Source organism: Rhodococcus sp. Ni2 (assembly GCF_021352185.1).
GTDB classification, from domain to species: Bacteria; Actinomycetota; Actinomycetes; order Mycobacteriales; family Mycobacteriaceae; genus Rhodococcus_F; species Rhodococcus_F qingshengii.
This window is the reverse complement of sequence record NZ_WOXZ01000002.1, coordinates 2,465,770-2,480,327: the sequence shown is the minus strand read 5'-3', so window position 1 is coordinate 2,480,327 and position 14,558 is coordinate 2,465,770. Positions and strand designations below refer to the sequence as shown.

The window sequence follows — 14,558 nt, the reverse complement described above, 5'->3', positions numbered from 1 at the left end:
CTGATCCTACGAGGGAGCTGACCGTAACACCAGAAACTTCGAGGCGCATACCCTACCGAACAGTAGGTATCCGACGTCTCAATTGCCGCCTTCATCGGCGTCATCACCGGCAAGCACTCGGTAGAGCGATTTGCGCGCCTCGACAAGCACGTCGGCTGCGGCCTTGACCTGCGCTGGTGTGCCTACAGCAGCCACTTGACCGGCCGCGCCCATCAGCTGGCCGATCAGTTCTCGAAGGTCCTGCTCCGGCTCCCCTACGCTGAGACGAACGTCATCCCACGGCGCCCCGAGATCGGCGCGATGTTCCTCGACGTACGCGACGCCTTCTTCTGTCAGCTTGGCGGTCTTGCGGCCGGCAACCTTTTCGATGATCACCAGTCCTTCGTCCTCGAGTTGGGACAGCGCGGGATAAATGGAGCCCGGACTCGGCTTCCAGACGCCGCCGCTGCGCTCGACGATCTGCTGAATCAATTCGTAGCCGTGCATCGGCTCTTCCGCGATCAACAGCAGAATCGCAGCGCGCACATCTCCTCGACGACCTCGTCCGCCACGTCCTCGCCCGCGACCGAACTGAGCGCCCGGACCGAAGCCGGGGCCGGGTCCGCCGTCTGGACCGAAACGCCCCCGCCGATGGCCTCTGCGTGGCATGTCACCGAAGCCCGGCCGCTCGTGCGGTCGACCGCGTCGTCCACCGTCTCGATCGCCGGGACCATCGCCCGACGCGCCGTCGTCCGTCGGCACCCACATCACAAATGGTGGCCGTTGCTCACGGCCGAAACCGCCGAAGAAACCGCGCCGGCCGAACATCCCCTCGTTCGGGAAACTTGCATCCATCGTCGAACCTCCATCACTATCGTTGATAGTTCGACGATATATCGTCATATCGGGTAGCGCAAGGATTCCTCCGACAACTCGAAACTCAGCCGATGCGGCGTGGGTCGATCTGAATGCGGACCGGACCCGAAGACTTCCGCGCACTGCGCGCGGCCCTCGCATGTGCCAGAGCGTCCGCAAGGCCGCGACCGTCCTTGCGTGGAACGCGGACCAGCATTCGCTCCGGCGCGACACCGCTCTCGTCCTCACCGGAATACGGAAGCCTCTCCCCCGCAGGCAATTCCACTGGTCCGAGCAGTACAGCACTTGCCGGCAGATCAGCTGAATCCACCAACTCCGCAATTGCCGCGGATCCACCGTCGATCGCAGCCATGTGAACGGCCGGAGGAAAGCCGACCTCGTCCCGTTCCTCGAATTGAGACTGTGCGTGCCCCACTGGATCCCATCGGACCAACGCCTGCACCGTCGGGATACCCGAGTCTGCGACAACCACAACTTCACCGCCTTCGGACAGCGGAATCACCATGGCAGCAGCCGACATCCAGCGTCTGAGTGTTTCCTCGGCGGCGCGAAGATCGGGCCGGCCGAGCAGTGCCCAACCGTCGAGCAAGAGCGCGGCGCCGTAGCCGCCGGTCATCACCGGCTCCGCACCCACTGTCGAGACCACCAACGCGGGCCCGTGTGGCAGTTCCTTGACCACATCACTGCCCCCGGACAGAACAACTTTCACACCGGGAAACGCCCGCCCGAGTTCTTCGGCGGTCCGGCCGGCACCGACCACCACCGCGCGCAACGCTTTCGCCCCGCACGCGTGACATCGGTAGGCGGCATCGGCAACCCCGCACCAGCGGCACGCCGGTGTCCCGGCGCCGTCGGGACCTGCCGCAGCGGGAAGAGCCAGTGGGCCGTTGCACCGACGGCACCGTGCCGGGGCACGGCACTTTCCGCAGGCCAGGGTCGGTACGTACCCCCGCCGAGGCACCTGTACCAGGACTCCGTTGCCCTCACCCAGAGCGCGCCGGGCGGCCGCGAATGCAATAGCGGGCAAACGAGCCGCTCTGGCTCCCGGATCGCGGGCCAAGGCTTGATCGCTGTCGGCAAGCGCGGTGATCTTGGGTGCGTGGGCACGAACGACGTCCCGCGTAGCGACCAGATCGTGCGCCCATCCCGAGTCGACGAGTACCTGCGCTTCTGCCGTACGGGAGAACCCACCGATCACGACGGCGCACCCGGCGACGTAGCCACGCAGGACGGCAACTTCGCGGGCATGTGGATACGGCGACCGCGGCTCGGACAAGTTGTCGTCGCCGTCGTCCCAGACGACGACAAGACCGGTCTCGGGCGTCGGCGCAAAAACAGCACTCCGCGTGCCGACGACGATCCGGGCGGTCCCGCGCAGTGCAGCGAGCCACCTCCGATATCGCATGGCCGGCCCCAGGCCCGCGGACAGACCTACCACCGCATCCGCTCCGGAGAGTTCGGTACAAGCGGCGACGACGCGGTCCAGGTCGCGTTGATCGGGCACAACCAGGATCGCGGATTTACCACTTGCCGCTACGGCCCCGGCCAGTTCGGCCAGGCGCAGTGGCCAGTTTTCACCAGGCAACGCCTGCCAGACCGCACGTGGGCTTTTCGACTCGCGAATCGCGGACAGGAAGGCGTCACCGAATCTGTAGAGATGCCAACCATTTTCGATCGGTTCAGGAGCGGACGGCGGCTCGGCGGGCCCCCACGGTTCCGCCTCGACCTTCGCGTGCCGCGGCGGTACCGCCAAACGGAGAACATCGGCGCGGGTTCCGGCATAACGCTCCGCCACACGATCGACGACTTGCGCGATTTCGGCCGTCAGGACCCGCTCGGACGAGATGACGCGTTCGAGCCAGCCGAACTTCCCCTGATGGTCACTGGTCGCCTCGCGCGAGACGATGAAACCGTCCACCAGACGACCAGCGAAGCGGATGCGCACCCGGACTCCGGGCTGCGCATCCGCTTCGAGTTCACGAGGAACGAGGTAGTCGAATTCACGGTCGAGGTGAGCGAGCGGGAGCATCGGCAGCACCCGGGCGACCGGATCGACTTCTGCCGCTACTCTTTCCGCGCCCACCCGCGCCCCGTCTGTACGTCAGTGATCAGAGACCAGCTGCGCTACGCAGCTTGTCGGCGCGATCGGTGCTCTCCCACGGGAGGTCGATATCGGTGCGACCGAAGTGACCGTATGCCGCCGTCTGCGCGTAGATCGGGCGCAGCAGGTCGAGGTCGCGGATGATCGCTCCCGGACGCAGGTCGAAGATCTCGGTGATCGCCTTCTGGATCCGTGCCGGATCGGTCTTCTCGGTGCCGAAGGTTTCGACGAAGAGTCCGACCGGAGCTGCCTTGCCGATGGCGTAGGCGACCTGAACCTCGATGCGGTCGGCCAGACCTGCGGCAACAGCGTTCTTGGCCACCCAGCGCATGGCGTAGGCAGCGCTGCGGTCGACCTTTGACGGGTCCTTGCCGGAGAACGCGCCGCCACCGTGGCGAGCCATTCCGCCGTAGGTGTCGACGATGATCTTGCGGCCGGTCAAACCGGCGTCACCCATCGGGCCACCGAGGACGAACTTGCCCGTCGGGTTCACCAGCAGACGAACATCGGAGGTGTCGAGATCGGTGAGGTTGACGTCGGTCAGCACCGAGTGAAGCACCTTCTCGCGAAGATCGGGCGTCAACAGGTTGTCGAGGTCGATGTCAGCGGCATGTTGGGTGGAGATGACCACGGTGTCGAGACGGACAGCCTTGTCACCGTCGTACTCGATGGTGACCTGGGTCTTGCCGTCCGGGCGCAGGTACGGCAGCACGCCGGACTTACGGACCTCGGTCAACCGGCGAGAGAGACGATGAGCCAGCGCGATGGGCAGCGGCATCAGTTCCGGCGTGTCGGTGGTGGCGTAGCCGAACATCAGGCCCTGGTCGCCCGCACCCTGACGGTCGATCTCGTCGTCGCTGATTCCGTCGACGCGAGCCTCGTGCGAGTGATCGACACCCTGCGCGATCTCGGGCGACTGGGCGCCGATCGCGACGTTGACGCCGCACGAATTTCCGTCGAAGCCCTTTGCGGAGCTGTCGTAGCCGATTTCGAGGACCGTGTCGCGCACGATCTTCGGAATGTCCGCGTACGCAGTGGTCGTGACCTCACCGGCTACGTGAACCTGGCCGGTGGTGACCAGTGTCTCGACGGCCACGCGGGCGCGCGGGTCCTGGGTGAGCAGCGCGTCGAGGATCGAGTCGCTGATCGCGTCACAGATCTTGTCCGGGTGCCCCTCGGTGACGGACTCGCTGGTGAATAGCCGACTGCCGGACTTGCTCACAGATCTCCCTCTCGACGACTGAGTTCTTGACTACAGCTTATTGAAGTATCCGAATCACCGTTCGGTGACCGTTTTGTCATGCTTTGTTAGCTGGGGGCTGAGCCGACGATAACGGTTGGACCGCCTGCGCAACACCCTTGTACTCACCCGATTATCGTGGGGTAACTCTCACCACCGGGCGCGTGTCGCTACTCGGGAAAGAGCTTGACCAGGGCGTCGAGTACTCGACTGGCCATCAAAGCCTTGGATCCGTGTTCGAGAGCGGACTCCGAGCCGTCGGAACCGAGCAGCCAACCGTCGTTGTGATCGACCTCGAACGCCTTGCCCTCGCCGACCGCATTGACCACGAGGAGATCGCAACCTTTGCGGGCAAGCTTGGAGCGGGCATAGGTGAGTACGTCACCATGGGCGTCACCGGTCTCAGCGGCGAATCCGACGATCACCGTTCGAGCATCCAAGTCGCCGTCACGACGCGCTTCGACGAGACCGGCGAGGATGTCGGCATTTCTGGTGAGGCTGATCGAGTCGGGTTCGTTTGCGCCCTTCTTGATCTTGCTACCTTCGACGGTGGTGGGGCGGAAGTCCGCGACAGCCGCAGCCATGACGACTCCGTCGTGTCCCGGTGCGTGCTTTTCCACTGCCAACCGGAGATCTTCGGCCGTCTTGATGTGCACGACGTCGACAGCGGCGGGGTCGGCGAGATCAGCCGTGTACCCGGCGATCAGTGTCACGTGCGCGCCGCGTTGCGCAGCAAGTCGGGCGAGCGCGTAGCCCTGCTTGCCCGAGCTGCGATTACCGAGAAAGCGCACGGGATCGAGCGGCTCGCGAGTACCGCCGGCGGTGACCAGAATGCGGCGACCCTCCAGGTCGCGCGGCAACGCGTCCGAGCGCTCGAGGAGCAACGATGCCAACCCGACGATCTCGTCGGGTTCGGGAAGTCGACCGGCTCCGGTGTCTTTCCCGGTCAAACGCCCGGAGGCAGGTTCGATCACGTGGACGCCGCGCGAACGCAGTGTCGCCACGTTCGAGACCGTTGCGGGGTGTTCCCACATCTCGGTGTGCATTGCTGGGGCGAAGACGACCGGACAGCGCGCGGTCAACAAAGTGGCCGTCAACAGGTCGTCTGCGCGACCCATGACCGCTCGCGCCATCAGATCAGCGGTTGCCGGCGCGATGACGACCAGATCGGCTTCCTGTCCGAGACGGACATGCGGAACCTGCGGGACGTCGTTGAAGACGCCGGTGTGAACCGGGTTGCCGGAGAGTGCTTCGAACGTCGCGCGCCCGACGAACTCCAGAGCGGATCCGGTCGGAATCACGCGGACGTGATGACCGCTCTCGGTGAAGCTGCGGATGATCGAGCACGCCTTGTACGCGGCGATACCCCCACCGACACCGACGACAATGCGCTTACGTATCGATGTGGGCGCGTCGGACACTCCCCCGACACCCGAACGAGGTTCGGGTGCGGCAGATGTGGTGCTCACTCGCCTTCGGTGTGCTCGAGGAGATCAGCGTGGATTTCACGCAACGCGATGGACAGCGGCTTTTCCTGCAGACCGGGCTCGACCAGAGGTCCGACGTATTCGAGGATGCCGTCACCGAGCTGGTTGTAGTAGTCGTTGATCTGGCGCGCGCGCTTGGCCGAGTAGATGACCAGGGCGTACTTGGAAGAGGTGCGTTCGAGCAACTCGTCGATCGGCGGGTTGGTGATGCCGAGCGGGGTGTCGTAGGCAGGCAGAGCGCCCTGACCTGCTGCGGACGCGGCTGAAGTGCTGCTCACTCTTGTGTCTCCTGAATTAGATCTTCATTGAAGAACTAGTTTTATCGATCCGGATATCTGAGAAACGGGGTGGAAATCGGTTCCCGAAGGGTGCGGAATCAGTTCCCAACCAACAAGGATACCAACTCATCGCAAGCACGGCTTACATCCTCATTCACGATGACCGTGTCGAACTCGTCCTGTGCGGCCAATTCCACTCGGGCCGTCTCGAGTCGGCGCGCCACGACGTCTTCCGTTTCGGTTCCACGTCCGGTCAGCCGTTGCACCAGAACGTCCCAGCTCGGTGGAGCCATGAACACCAACAGAGCCTCGGGCATCGCCTTGCGGACAGCTCGTGCTCCGGCGAGATCGACCTCGACGAGAACGGGCTTTCCAGCTTCGAGCGCTTCTTCGACCGGAGCTGCGGGGGTGCCGGAGCGCTGCAGGCCGCCGTGGATTTCCGCCCATTCGAGAAGTTCACCGGAGTCGATCATCCGTTGAAATTCTTCACGGGAGGTGAATCGGTAGTCCTTGCCGTCCACTTCACCTGGACGGGGATCGCGAGTGGTCGCCGAAACACTGAAAACGAGTTCAGGCAACCGAGTTCTCAGCTCGCGAACGACGCTGGACTTACCGACAGCCGAAGGGCCGGCCAGTACAACCAGCCGACCCCTCCGCACTGCGGTCTTGCTCTCTGACACTGTTGCGTCAGCAATCATCAGACACTGCCGCGTCAGCAATCATCACTTGTCGGCTCAGGCCTCGAAGTCAAACTTGGTGAGCAGAGCCTTGCGCTGCCGATCACCGAGGCCACGAAGGCGACGGGTCGGTGCAATCTCCAGCTCGGTCATGATCTCCTGAGCCTTGACCTTGCCCACCTTGGGCAGCGCCTCGAGCAGTGCCGAAACCTTCATCTTGCCCAAGATTTCGTTGTCTTCGGCGTCCTTGAGGACCTGCTTGAGGTCGGTGCCGCCACGCTTCAGGCGCTCCTTGAGCTCAGCCCTGGCCTTGCGGGCAGCAGCTGCCTTCTCCAAAGCAGCAGCGCGCTGCTCATCAGTCAACTGGGGAAGGGCCACGGTTCCTCCGTCTCGTCGTGTGCAAATTTTGTCTATTCCGCTGATAACCAGCAGCGATAGCGACCGTACTCACGCCTGGCGCGAATTGCTAACCCACCCCCCGCGGTCCGATGCAGATCGCGGTGGGTTATGCGCGTCGAATCGATGTCACGGATCGTCACCGTTTTCGGCTGGATCGAGACGAATTCGACGCCACACGAACGTGCGTACAGTACCGAAATAGACTGTAACACAATGTATTTCGACCCATAGCGTGCGACACCCCCGTGCGAGTGTGCGAAATCGTTACCTGCGGGAATGAACGTGGTCGCCGACACATCCAAAATTTTCGAGCATTTTCGACGCCTATGCGCGTGTCGCGGCCCGTTTTCAGGTCTGCAGCGACGATTTCGGATCGCCGGCGTCGACCGTCTCGGGTTCGATGCGACTCACGCCGGGGGCGGCCAGAGCGAGCACTACCGCGAGGCTCGCCCAGAGCAATGAATTCTCCAGCACGAAGCCGACTACCGGGATATCCATGTCCGCGCCGACTCGAGGAAGCCGAAACAGCACTACGACAGCGGTGAGACCGATCGCGATCCAGGACCACACAGGGACCGATCGAGTGCCCTCCCCCACGCCCGACTTGATCGGAACGAGGAGTACACCCACCGCCGGCACCAACCACACGAAGTGGTGCGTCCAGGCAATGGGAGTCACGATTGCCGCCAGCAGAGCCACCACCGTGAAACCGGCGAGATCGCCCCGCAGGCGCTGAGCGCGCCGCGTCGCGACAATTCCGAGGACACCCAACACCGCACAGGCGACGAGCCACGCCGGACCCACCAGGCCCTCGGGAAGTAGCCGCAAGGCCATTCCACGCACGGACTGGTTACCGAACACGGACGGGTCACCGACGGCGACGCGCCCCGAGAGTGAGGCGATGTCGCCGAAGTAGTCGATCGTCTGGCGCGGGAGAACCGCAAAGCCCAGAGCCGTGGCGCCGAGGAAGCCGGCGAGGCCGCCCGCAACTGCTTTCCAGCGCCCGGTGATCACGTAGTAACCGATGTAGACGAGTGGCACCAGTTTGACCGCGCCGGCGATCCCCACCAGCACACCCTCGGGAATCCACCGTGGTCGAGCCAGCACGTCGATCAAGCACAGGAGAGTCAGAAACAACCCGACCTGGCCGTACCCGAGGTGATCGGAGATCGGCGATGCCGCCGTCCACAGGACCAGGAAACCCACGTAGACGACGACTGGCCGCTTACGTGTGAACGGGACTTCGCGATAGCTGAGCACGATGATCGCGGCCAGCATCAGGAGGCTGACGAAACTCCATCCCCACTGGACCGCACCCCAGGAACCCAATGCGACGGGAACGGCGACGAGCGCAGCGAAGGGCGGATACGTGAACGGCAATCTCGCGTTGAACGACTCGTCGTACAGGTTCGAGCCGTCGAGGACGGCCTGACCCGCTGTCCGGTACACGGCAAGATCGTCGCCGTGTACGCCGGTGACGGATTGGAACCCGGTGGCCAGCAGCGCGCACGCCGCGACGAGAAGTCCGATCTGCCACCAACGATTCACCGACGGACGGTACCACCGGGTTCCACCGCTCGAACGAGCCTCGAGGTCACTCACGGATCAGTTCGCCAATGCGGCTTCGATCTCGTCTCGGTCACGCATTGCTGCCTCCCGAAGTGCCGATACCGAAGGACCATGCTTGAGCACCCCACGGGAAGTGTTCGGCAGCAGGAGCTCGGTCGATCCCGCGAAGATGTCTGCGAGATCCGCTGCCGTCGCACCCTGCGCGCCGAGTCCCGGAGCGAGAATCGGGCCGTTGAACTGCGACAGGTCCAGACCGTGGTCCCGAGTTGCACCGACCACCAGTCCGACGGTGTCACGGCCGTCGCCGTTCGCATCGACCGCAGCGTCGACGATCGACTGAGCCACGCTCACACCGTCAGCCGACGACTGTTGAAGTACGCCGCCTTCCGGATTGGAGGTTCGTGCCAGGACGAAGATCCCGCGGGCGTTCTGCCTTGCCAGTTCGAGTGTCGGAGTCAGCGCCCCGAATCCCAGGTACGGCGAAACGGTGACCGAGTCGGAGGCCAACGGCGAATCACCCAACCAGGCTTGGGCGTACGCGTCCATCGTCGAACCGATGTCACCGCGCTTGGCATCCGCGACGACCAGCGTTCCCGCATCGCGAAGAACCGAGATGGTCCGCTCCAACACGGCGAAGCCGGCGCTGCCGTAAGCCTCGAAGAACGCGACCTGCGGTTTGACCAGTCCGACCTCACCGGTGAACGCCTCGACGCAGATCTCGGCGAAAGTCTCGAGACCTTCGGCCGTACGCGGCAGTCCCCACGCGTCGAGAAGCGCGGGATGCGGGTCGATACCGACGCACAGCCGCCCCCGGTCCGCGATCGCGGACCGGAGACGCTGCCCCCAACTGTGACTCACGACTGCTGTGCCGGCTGACGAAGACCTGCGTGCAATTCCTGCAGGGAGTGAACTCCGATGTCGCCGCGAATGGCTGCTTCGATGCCCTGCACGGCAGCCGAGGCGCCCTGCACCGTCGTGATGCACGGGATGTTCGACGCAACCGCTGCGCTTCGGATCTCGTAGCCGTCGACACGCGGGCCGTTGTTGCCGTACGGCGTGTTGATGACCATGGCGACCTCGCCGCTGCGGATCTGGTCGACGATGGTCTCGGCACCGGCCGGAACATCTTCACCCGACTGCTTGTACACCTGCTTGCACTCGATACCGTTGCGCCGCAAAACATCTGCGGTTCCTTCGGTGGCAAGAATGGTGAATCCGAGGTCTGCCAGGCGCTTGACCGGGAAGATCAGCGAACGCTTGTCCTTGTTGGCGACCGAGACGAACACCGCGCCCGTGGTGGGCAACGAACCGTAGGCGGCAGTCTGCGACTTGGCAAAAGCCGTACCGAAGTCGAAGTCGATTCCCATGACTTCACCGGTGGACTTCATTTCCGGGCTGAGCAAGGTATCCACGCCGGTACCGTCGGCGCGGCGGAAGCGGTTGAACGGCAACACAGCTTCCTTGACCGCGATCGGTGCACCGGCCGGGGTGTTTCCGCCGTCGCCCTTCGCCGGCAGAATGCCGCTCGCACGCAGTTCCGCGATGGATTCGCCGAGCATGACGCGGGCGCATGCCTTGGCCAGCTGGACGGCCGTCGCCTTGGACACGAACGGAACCGTGCGGCTGGCGCGGGGATTTGCTTCCAGCACGTAGAGGATGTCGTCCTTGAGGGCGTACTGGACGTTGAGCAGGCCCTTGACGCCGATGCCCTTCGCGAGAGCCTCGGTGGAGCGGCGGACGTTCTCGAGATCCGCCCGGCCCAGAGTGATGGGCGGGAGCGCACACGCCGAGTCACCGGAGTGAATGCCGGCTTCCTCGATGTGCTCCATGACGCCGCCGAGGTACACCTCGGTGCCGTCACACAGAGCGTCGACGTCGATCTCGACCGCGTCTTCGAGGAAGCGGTCGACCAGGACCGGACGATCGTCGGAGATCTCCGTGGCGCGCGAGATGTAGTCGGCGAGGGAAGCCTCGTCGTAGACGATCTCCATGCCGCGTCCACCGAGCACGTACGACGGACGCACCAGCACCGGGTAGCCGATACCTGCCGCGATCTCGCGGGCGCCGTCGAACGTGGTGGCGGTACCGAACTTCGGTGCGGGCAGACCGGCTTCGGTCAGTACGCGGCCGAATTCGCCGCGGTCCTCCGCCAGGTCGATGGCTGCGGGGCTGGTTCCCACGATGGGGACGCCGGCAGCTTCGAGACGCTTCGCCAGTCCGAGCGGGGTCTGGCCGCCGAGCTGGACGATGACGCCGGCAACGGTGCCCGACTGCGCCTCCGCGCGGTAGACCTCGAAGACGTCCTCGAACGTCAGCGGCTCGAAGTACAGGCGATCAGCGGTGTCGTAGTCCGTGGAGACGGTCTCGGGGTTGCAGTTGACCATGACGGTCTCGTACCCGGCCTCGGACAGCGTCTGCGCCGCGTGGACACACGAGTAGTCGAACTCGATACCCTGACCGATGCGGTTGGGGCCGGATCCGAGGATCAGAACCTTGGGTCGCTCGGTCTGCGGAGCAACTTCGGACTCGGCCTCGGGATCGAGCTCGTAGGTCGAGTAGTGGTACGGCGTCTTGGCCTCGAACTCTGCGGCGCAGGTGTCGACGGTCTTGTAGACGGGGCGCACGCCCAGCTGATCACGCAGAGCGCGAACGGCGTCCTCACCTGCGTGAGTGTCACCACCGAGTTCGGGGCGCAGAGCCGCGATCTGGCGGTCCGAGATGCCGTGGTACTTGGCCTGACGCAGGGAAGCCTCGTCGAAAGACTCCGCAGCGCGCAGCTTTTCACCGAGCTCGTGAATCTGCTGGAACTGGTCGAGGAACCACGGATCGATCTTGGTGGCGTCGAAGAGCTGCTCGACAGTTGCTCCGAGCGCGAATGCCTTCTCGATGCCGTACATGCGGCCGTCCTGCGGAACGCTCAGATCGGCGAGCAGTGCATCCAGGCTCTCCGTCTCGATGTCGGCGCCGGTCCAGTAACCCGCACGCTTGGTCTCGAGCGAACGCATGACCTTGCCGAAAGCCTCGGTGAAGTTGCGGCCGATGCTCATGGCCTCGCCCACCGACTTCATCGTGGTGGTCAGAGTTCCGTCGGCACCGGGGAACTTCTCGAAAGCGAACCGCGGAGCCTTGACGACGACGTAGTCGAGCGTCGGCTCGAAGCAAGCCGGGGTTTCCTTGGTGATGTCGTTGACGATCTCGTCGAGCGTGTAGCCGATGGCAAGCTTGGCCGCCATCTTCGCGATCGGGTAACCGGTCGCCTTCGACGCCAGAGCCGACGAGCGGGAGACACGCGGGTTCATCTCGATGACGACCAGGCGGCCGTCCTTCGGGTCCATCGCGAACTGGATGTTGCAGCCGCCGGTGTCGACGCCCACCTCACGCAGAATGTCGATGGAAAGGTCGCGCATCGCCTGGTACTCGCGGTCGGTCAGCGTCATCGCCGGGGCGACGGTGACCGAGTCTCCGGTGTGGACACCGACCGGGTCGACGTTCTCGATGGAGCAGACGATCACGACGTTGTCGCGACTGTCACGCATGAGCTCGAGTTCGTATTCCTTCCAACCGAGGATGGATTCCTCGATCAGGACGTTCGCCGTCGGCGACGCGGCCAGACCGCCACCGGCGATGCGGTTGAGATCGTCGACGTCGTACGCCATGCCGGAACCGAGGCCGCCCATGGTGAAGGACGGACGCACGACAACCGGGTAACCGAGTTCGGCGACCGTGGCGTGTACTTCGTCCATCGTGTAGCAAACTGCGGACTTCGCGGATTCGCCACCGACCTTGGCGACGATGTCCTTGAACTTCTGGCGATCCTCGCCGCGCTGGATGGCATCGAAGTCGGCGCCGATCAGTTCGACGTCGTACTTCTCGAGGATGCCCTGCTCATGCAGCGCCACTGCGGCGTTGAGCGCAGTCTGACCGCCGAGCGTCGCGAGGACGGCGTCGATCTTGTTGCCCTGCAAGGCTTCCTTGGCGATGACCTTCTCGAGGAACTCGGCCGTGATCGGCTCGACGTACGTGGCGTCGGCGAACTCGGGGTCCGTCATGATGGTGGCCGGGTTGGAGTTGACCAGGCTGACGCGCAGGCCCTCCTCCTGGAGGACGCGGCAGGCCTGGGTGCCCGAGTAGTCGAACTCGCAGGCCTGACCGATGACGATCGGACCGGAGCCGATTACCAGGATGTGCTTGAGATCTGTACGGCGTGGCATTAGTTCTTGACTCCGGTTTCTTTCCGTGCGGAGAGCAGGCTGGTGAAGCGGTCGAAGAGGTACGCGGCGTCGTGCGGGCCGGCTGCTGCCTCGGGGTGGTACTGCACCGAGAAGGCCGAATCGTCCAGCAGGCGAACACCTTCGACGGCTCCGTCGTTGGCGCAGGTGTGGCTGACCACCGCGCGGCCGAACGGGGTGTCGAATTCCTGACCGGCTTCGCCTTCGAGCGCGAAGCCGTGGTTCTGAGCGGTGATCGCGATGCGACCGGTCTGATGCTCGATCACCGGGATGTTGATGCCGCGGTGGCCGAACTTCATCTTGTAGGTGCTCAGGCCCAGGGCGCGGCCCAGGATCTGGTTGCCGAAGCAGATACCGAACAGCGGCAAGCCCTGTCCGATGACCTCTTTCGTGAGGTGGACTGCGCCGTCGGCGGTGGCCGGGTCACCGGGACCGTTGGAGAGGAACACTCCGTCGGCCTTCAGGTCGAGGATCTGTTCGAGACTCGCGTTGGACGGCAACACGTGGACGCGGATACCGCGCTCGGCGAACATGCGCGGGGTGTTGGTCTTGATACCGAGGTCGATGGCGGCAACCGTGTACAGCGCCTCCCCGCCCTTCGGCTCGACGACGTAGCCGCTGGTGGTGCTGACCTCACCGGCAAGATCGGCGCCGAGCATGGTCGGCTGATCCTGAACCCGTCGGACCAGTTCGTCATCGGCGGCGATGGCTTCACCGGAAAAAATTCCGGCCTTCATCGAACCGCGAGTACGCAGGTGGCGAACCAGGGCGCGGGTGTCGATCCCGGCGATTCCGACGATGCCCTGCTCTTCGAGCTTGGCCTGGAGCGAACCAGTTGCACGCCAGCTCGAGGTGACGCGCGAGGGGTCACGAACGACGTACCCGGCAACCCAGATCTTGGCGCCGGCACGCTCGCCGGTCGGTCCGACCGACTCGTCGTCTTCGTCGTTCCAGCCGGTGTTGCCGATCTGCGGTGCGGTGGAGACGACGATCTGGCGGTGGTAGCTGGGATCGGTGAGCGTTTCCTGGTAGCCGGTCATTCCGGTGCTGAACACCGCTTCGCCCAGGGTCTGTCCAACCGCACCGAAGGTGGTTCCGCGGAACACCCGTCCGTCTTCGAGGACCAGTACTGCGGGGCTGTTGTCAAAGCCGCTCATGCGTTCTTTCCGTTCTGCTCGATGTCGCCAGAGCTTGCGTCTTCGTTGTCATTCGTCTTGTTCGAAGCGGTCTTGTTCGAAGCAGTCACCGGCTTGACCCAGTCCGGATAAACCGTCTTGTCGTCACCGCGCACGCCCGTGTCGATCTCGGTTCCGCTCGGCAATTCCCAGCGAATCACCAGGACGCCGTCCTTGCTCATGACCTTGCCGGCAAGACCGTTCTCCGTGCGGATCGCGCGGATCGACTTCTCCGGAATCCAGATGGCCGACGCGCCGTCACGCTCGACCAGAATTCCGCCGCTGTAGCGGCTGATCTCGCAGGTGGCGCGGAAACCGAGGTCGCCGACGGCGATACGGTCCTGCCAACTGGGTGCGATGGTGCTGCCGACGTACAGGCCGGTGGTCGGCAGGACGAGCAGTTCACCCAGGGTTGCCGGTACCGTCGGCAGTTCGCCGATCTTGTCTTTCTGGCGTCGAGCGCGTCCACGCCAGCCGACGTACATCAGGCCGATCATCGCGACCCAGAAGATCGCCAGACCGATGATCCACAGTGCTCTGTCCATGAC

At 64.3% G+C, this 14,558-nt stretch carries 12 protein-coding genes; all 12 read right to left on the bottom strand.

What is annotated here, in order from left to right; genetic code table 11:
• Nucleotides 1-78: 78 nt before the first annotated feature.
• The 12 genes from GN300_RS25185 to GN300_RS25130 all read right to left on the bottom strand — a co-directional run bounded on the left by GN300_RS25185 (nt 79) and on the right by GN300_RS25130 (nt 14,555).
• Nucleotides 79-747, bottom strand: coding sequence for a PadR family transcriptional regulator (locus GN300_RS25185; protein WP_370852745.1), 669 nt, complete (start codon nt 745-747; stop codon nt 79-81).
• Between the two features lie 172 nt (nt 748-919).
• Nucleotides 920-2,938 carry a primosomal protein N' gene (locus tag GN300_RS25180; protein WP_081557843.1) on the bottom strand — a complete coding sequence of 673 codons (2,019 nt, stop codon included), beginning with the start codon at nt 2,936-2,938 and terminating at the stop codon, nt 920-922.
• Nucleotides 2,939-2,963: 25 nt separating this feature from the next.
• Complete coding sequence (gene metK, locus GN300_RS25175) at nt 2,964-4,178, bottom strand: methionine adenosyltransferase (RefSeq protein ID WP_003944827.1); 1,215 nt, start codon at nt 4,176-4,178, stop codon at nt 2,964-2,966.
• Between the two features lie 188 nt (nt 4,179-4,366).
• Nucleotides 4,367-5,665, bottom strand: a complete 1,299-nt coding sequence (gene coaBC, locus GN300_RS25170; protein WP_063316421.1) for a bifunctional phosphopantothenoylcysteine decarboxylase/phosphopantothenate--cysteine ligase CoaBC — start codon at nt 5,663-5,665, stop codon at nt 4,367-4,369.
• On the bottom strand, nt 5,662-5,961 hold the full coding sequence (gene rpoZ / locus GN300_RS25165) for a DNA-directed RNA polymerase subunit omega (protein ID WP_003944996.1): 300 nt from the start codon (nt 5,959-5,961) through the stop codon (nt 5,662-5,664). Before rpoZ ends, coaBC begins: the two co-directional genes overlap by 4 nt.
• 98 nt (nt 5,962-6,059) lie before the next feature.
• Entirely contained in the window at nt 6,060-6,659 is a 600-nt protein-coding gene (gmk, locus tag GN300_RS25160) for a guanylate kinase (protein WP_003944801.1), read from the bottom strand.
• Nucleotides 6,660-6,695: 36 nt separating this feature from the next.
• Complete coding sequence (gene mihF, locus GN300_RS25155; RefSeq protein ID WP_003944825.1) at nt 6,696-7,016, bottom strand: integration host factor, actinobacterial type; 321 nt, start codon at nt 7,014-7,016, stop codon at nt 6,696-6,698.
• 369 nt (nt 7,017-7,385) lie between these two features.
• The gene (locus GN300_RS25150) at nt 7,386-8,585 is read right to left on the bottom strand and encodes a glycosyltransferase 87 family protein (protein WP_225320370.1); all 1,200 of its coding nucleotides are present in this window, start codon (nt 8,583-8,585) and stop codon (nt 7,386-7,388) included.
• Between the two features lie 57 nt (nt 8,586-8,642).
• Entirely contained in the window at nt 8,643-9,464 is an 822-nt protein-coding gene (pyrF, locus tag GN300_RS25145; protein ID WP_063316422.1) for an orotidine-5'-phosphate decarboxylase, read from the bottom strand.
• Entirely contained in the window at nt 9,461-12,817 is a 3,357-nt protein-coding gene (carB, locus tag GN300_RS25140; protein ID WP_003945010.1) for a carbamoyl-phosphate synthase large subunit, read from the bottom strand. Before carB ends, pyrF begins: the two co-directional genes overlap by 4 nt.
• On the bottom strand, nt 12,817-13,992 hold the full coding sequence (carA, locus tag GN300_RS25135; protein WP_007728009.1) for a glutamine-hydrolyzing carbamoyl-phosphate synthase small subunit: 1,176 nt from the start codon (nt 13,990-13,992) through the stop codon (nt 12,817-12,819). Before carA ends, carB begins: the two co-directional genes overlap by 1 nt.
• Nucleotides 13,989-14,555, bottom strand: a complete 567-nt coding sequence (locus GN300_RS25130; protein WP_003944773.1) for a transporter — start codon at nt 14,553-14,555, stop codon at nt 13,989-13,991. Before GN300_RS25130 ends, carA begins: the two co-directional genes overlap by 4 nt.
• Nucleotides 14,556-14,558 lie beyond the last annotated feature (3 nt).

Excerpts from the sequence above, each read along its gene's own strand:
- GN300_RS25130 (WP_003944773.1), bottom strand. The coding sequence starts at position 14,555 with ATGGACAGAGCACTGTGGATCATCGGTCTGGCGATCTTCTGGGTCGCG.
- carB (WP_003945010.1), bottom strand. The coding sequence starts at position 12,817 with ATGCCACGCCGTACAGATCTCAAGCACATCCTGGTAATCGGCTCCGGT.
- gmk (WP_003944801.1), bottom strand. The coding sequence starts at position 6,659 with ATGATTGCTGACGCAACAGTGTCAGAGAGCAAGACCGCAGTGCGGAGG.
- carA (WP_007728009.1), bottom strand. The coding sequence starts at position 13,992 with ATGAGCGGCTTTGACAACAGCCCCGCAGTACTGGTCCTCGAAGACGGA.
- GN300_RS25185 (WP_370852745.1), bottom strand. The coding sequence starts at position 747 with ATGTGGGTGCCGACGGACGACGGCGCGTCGGGCGATGGTCCCGGCGAT.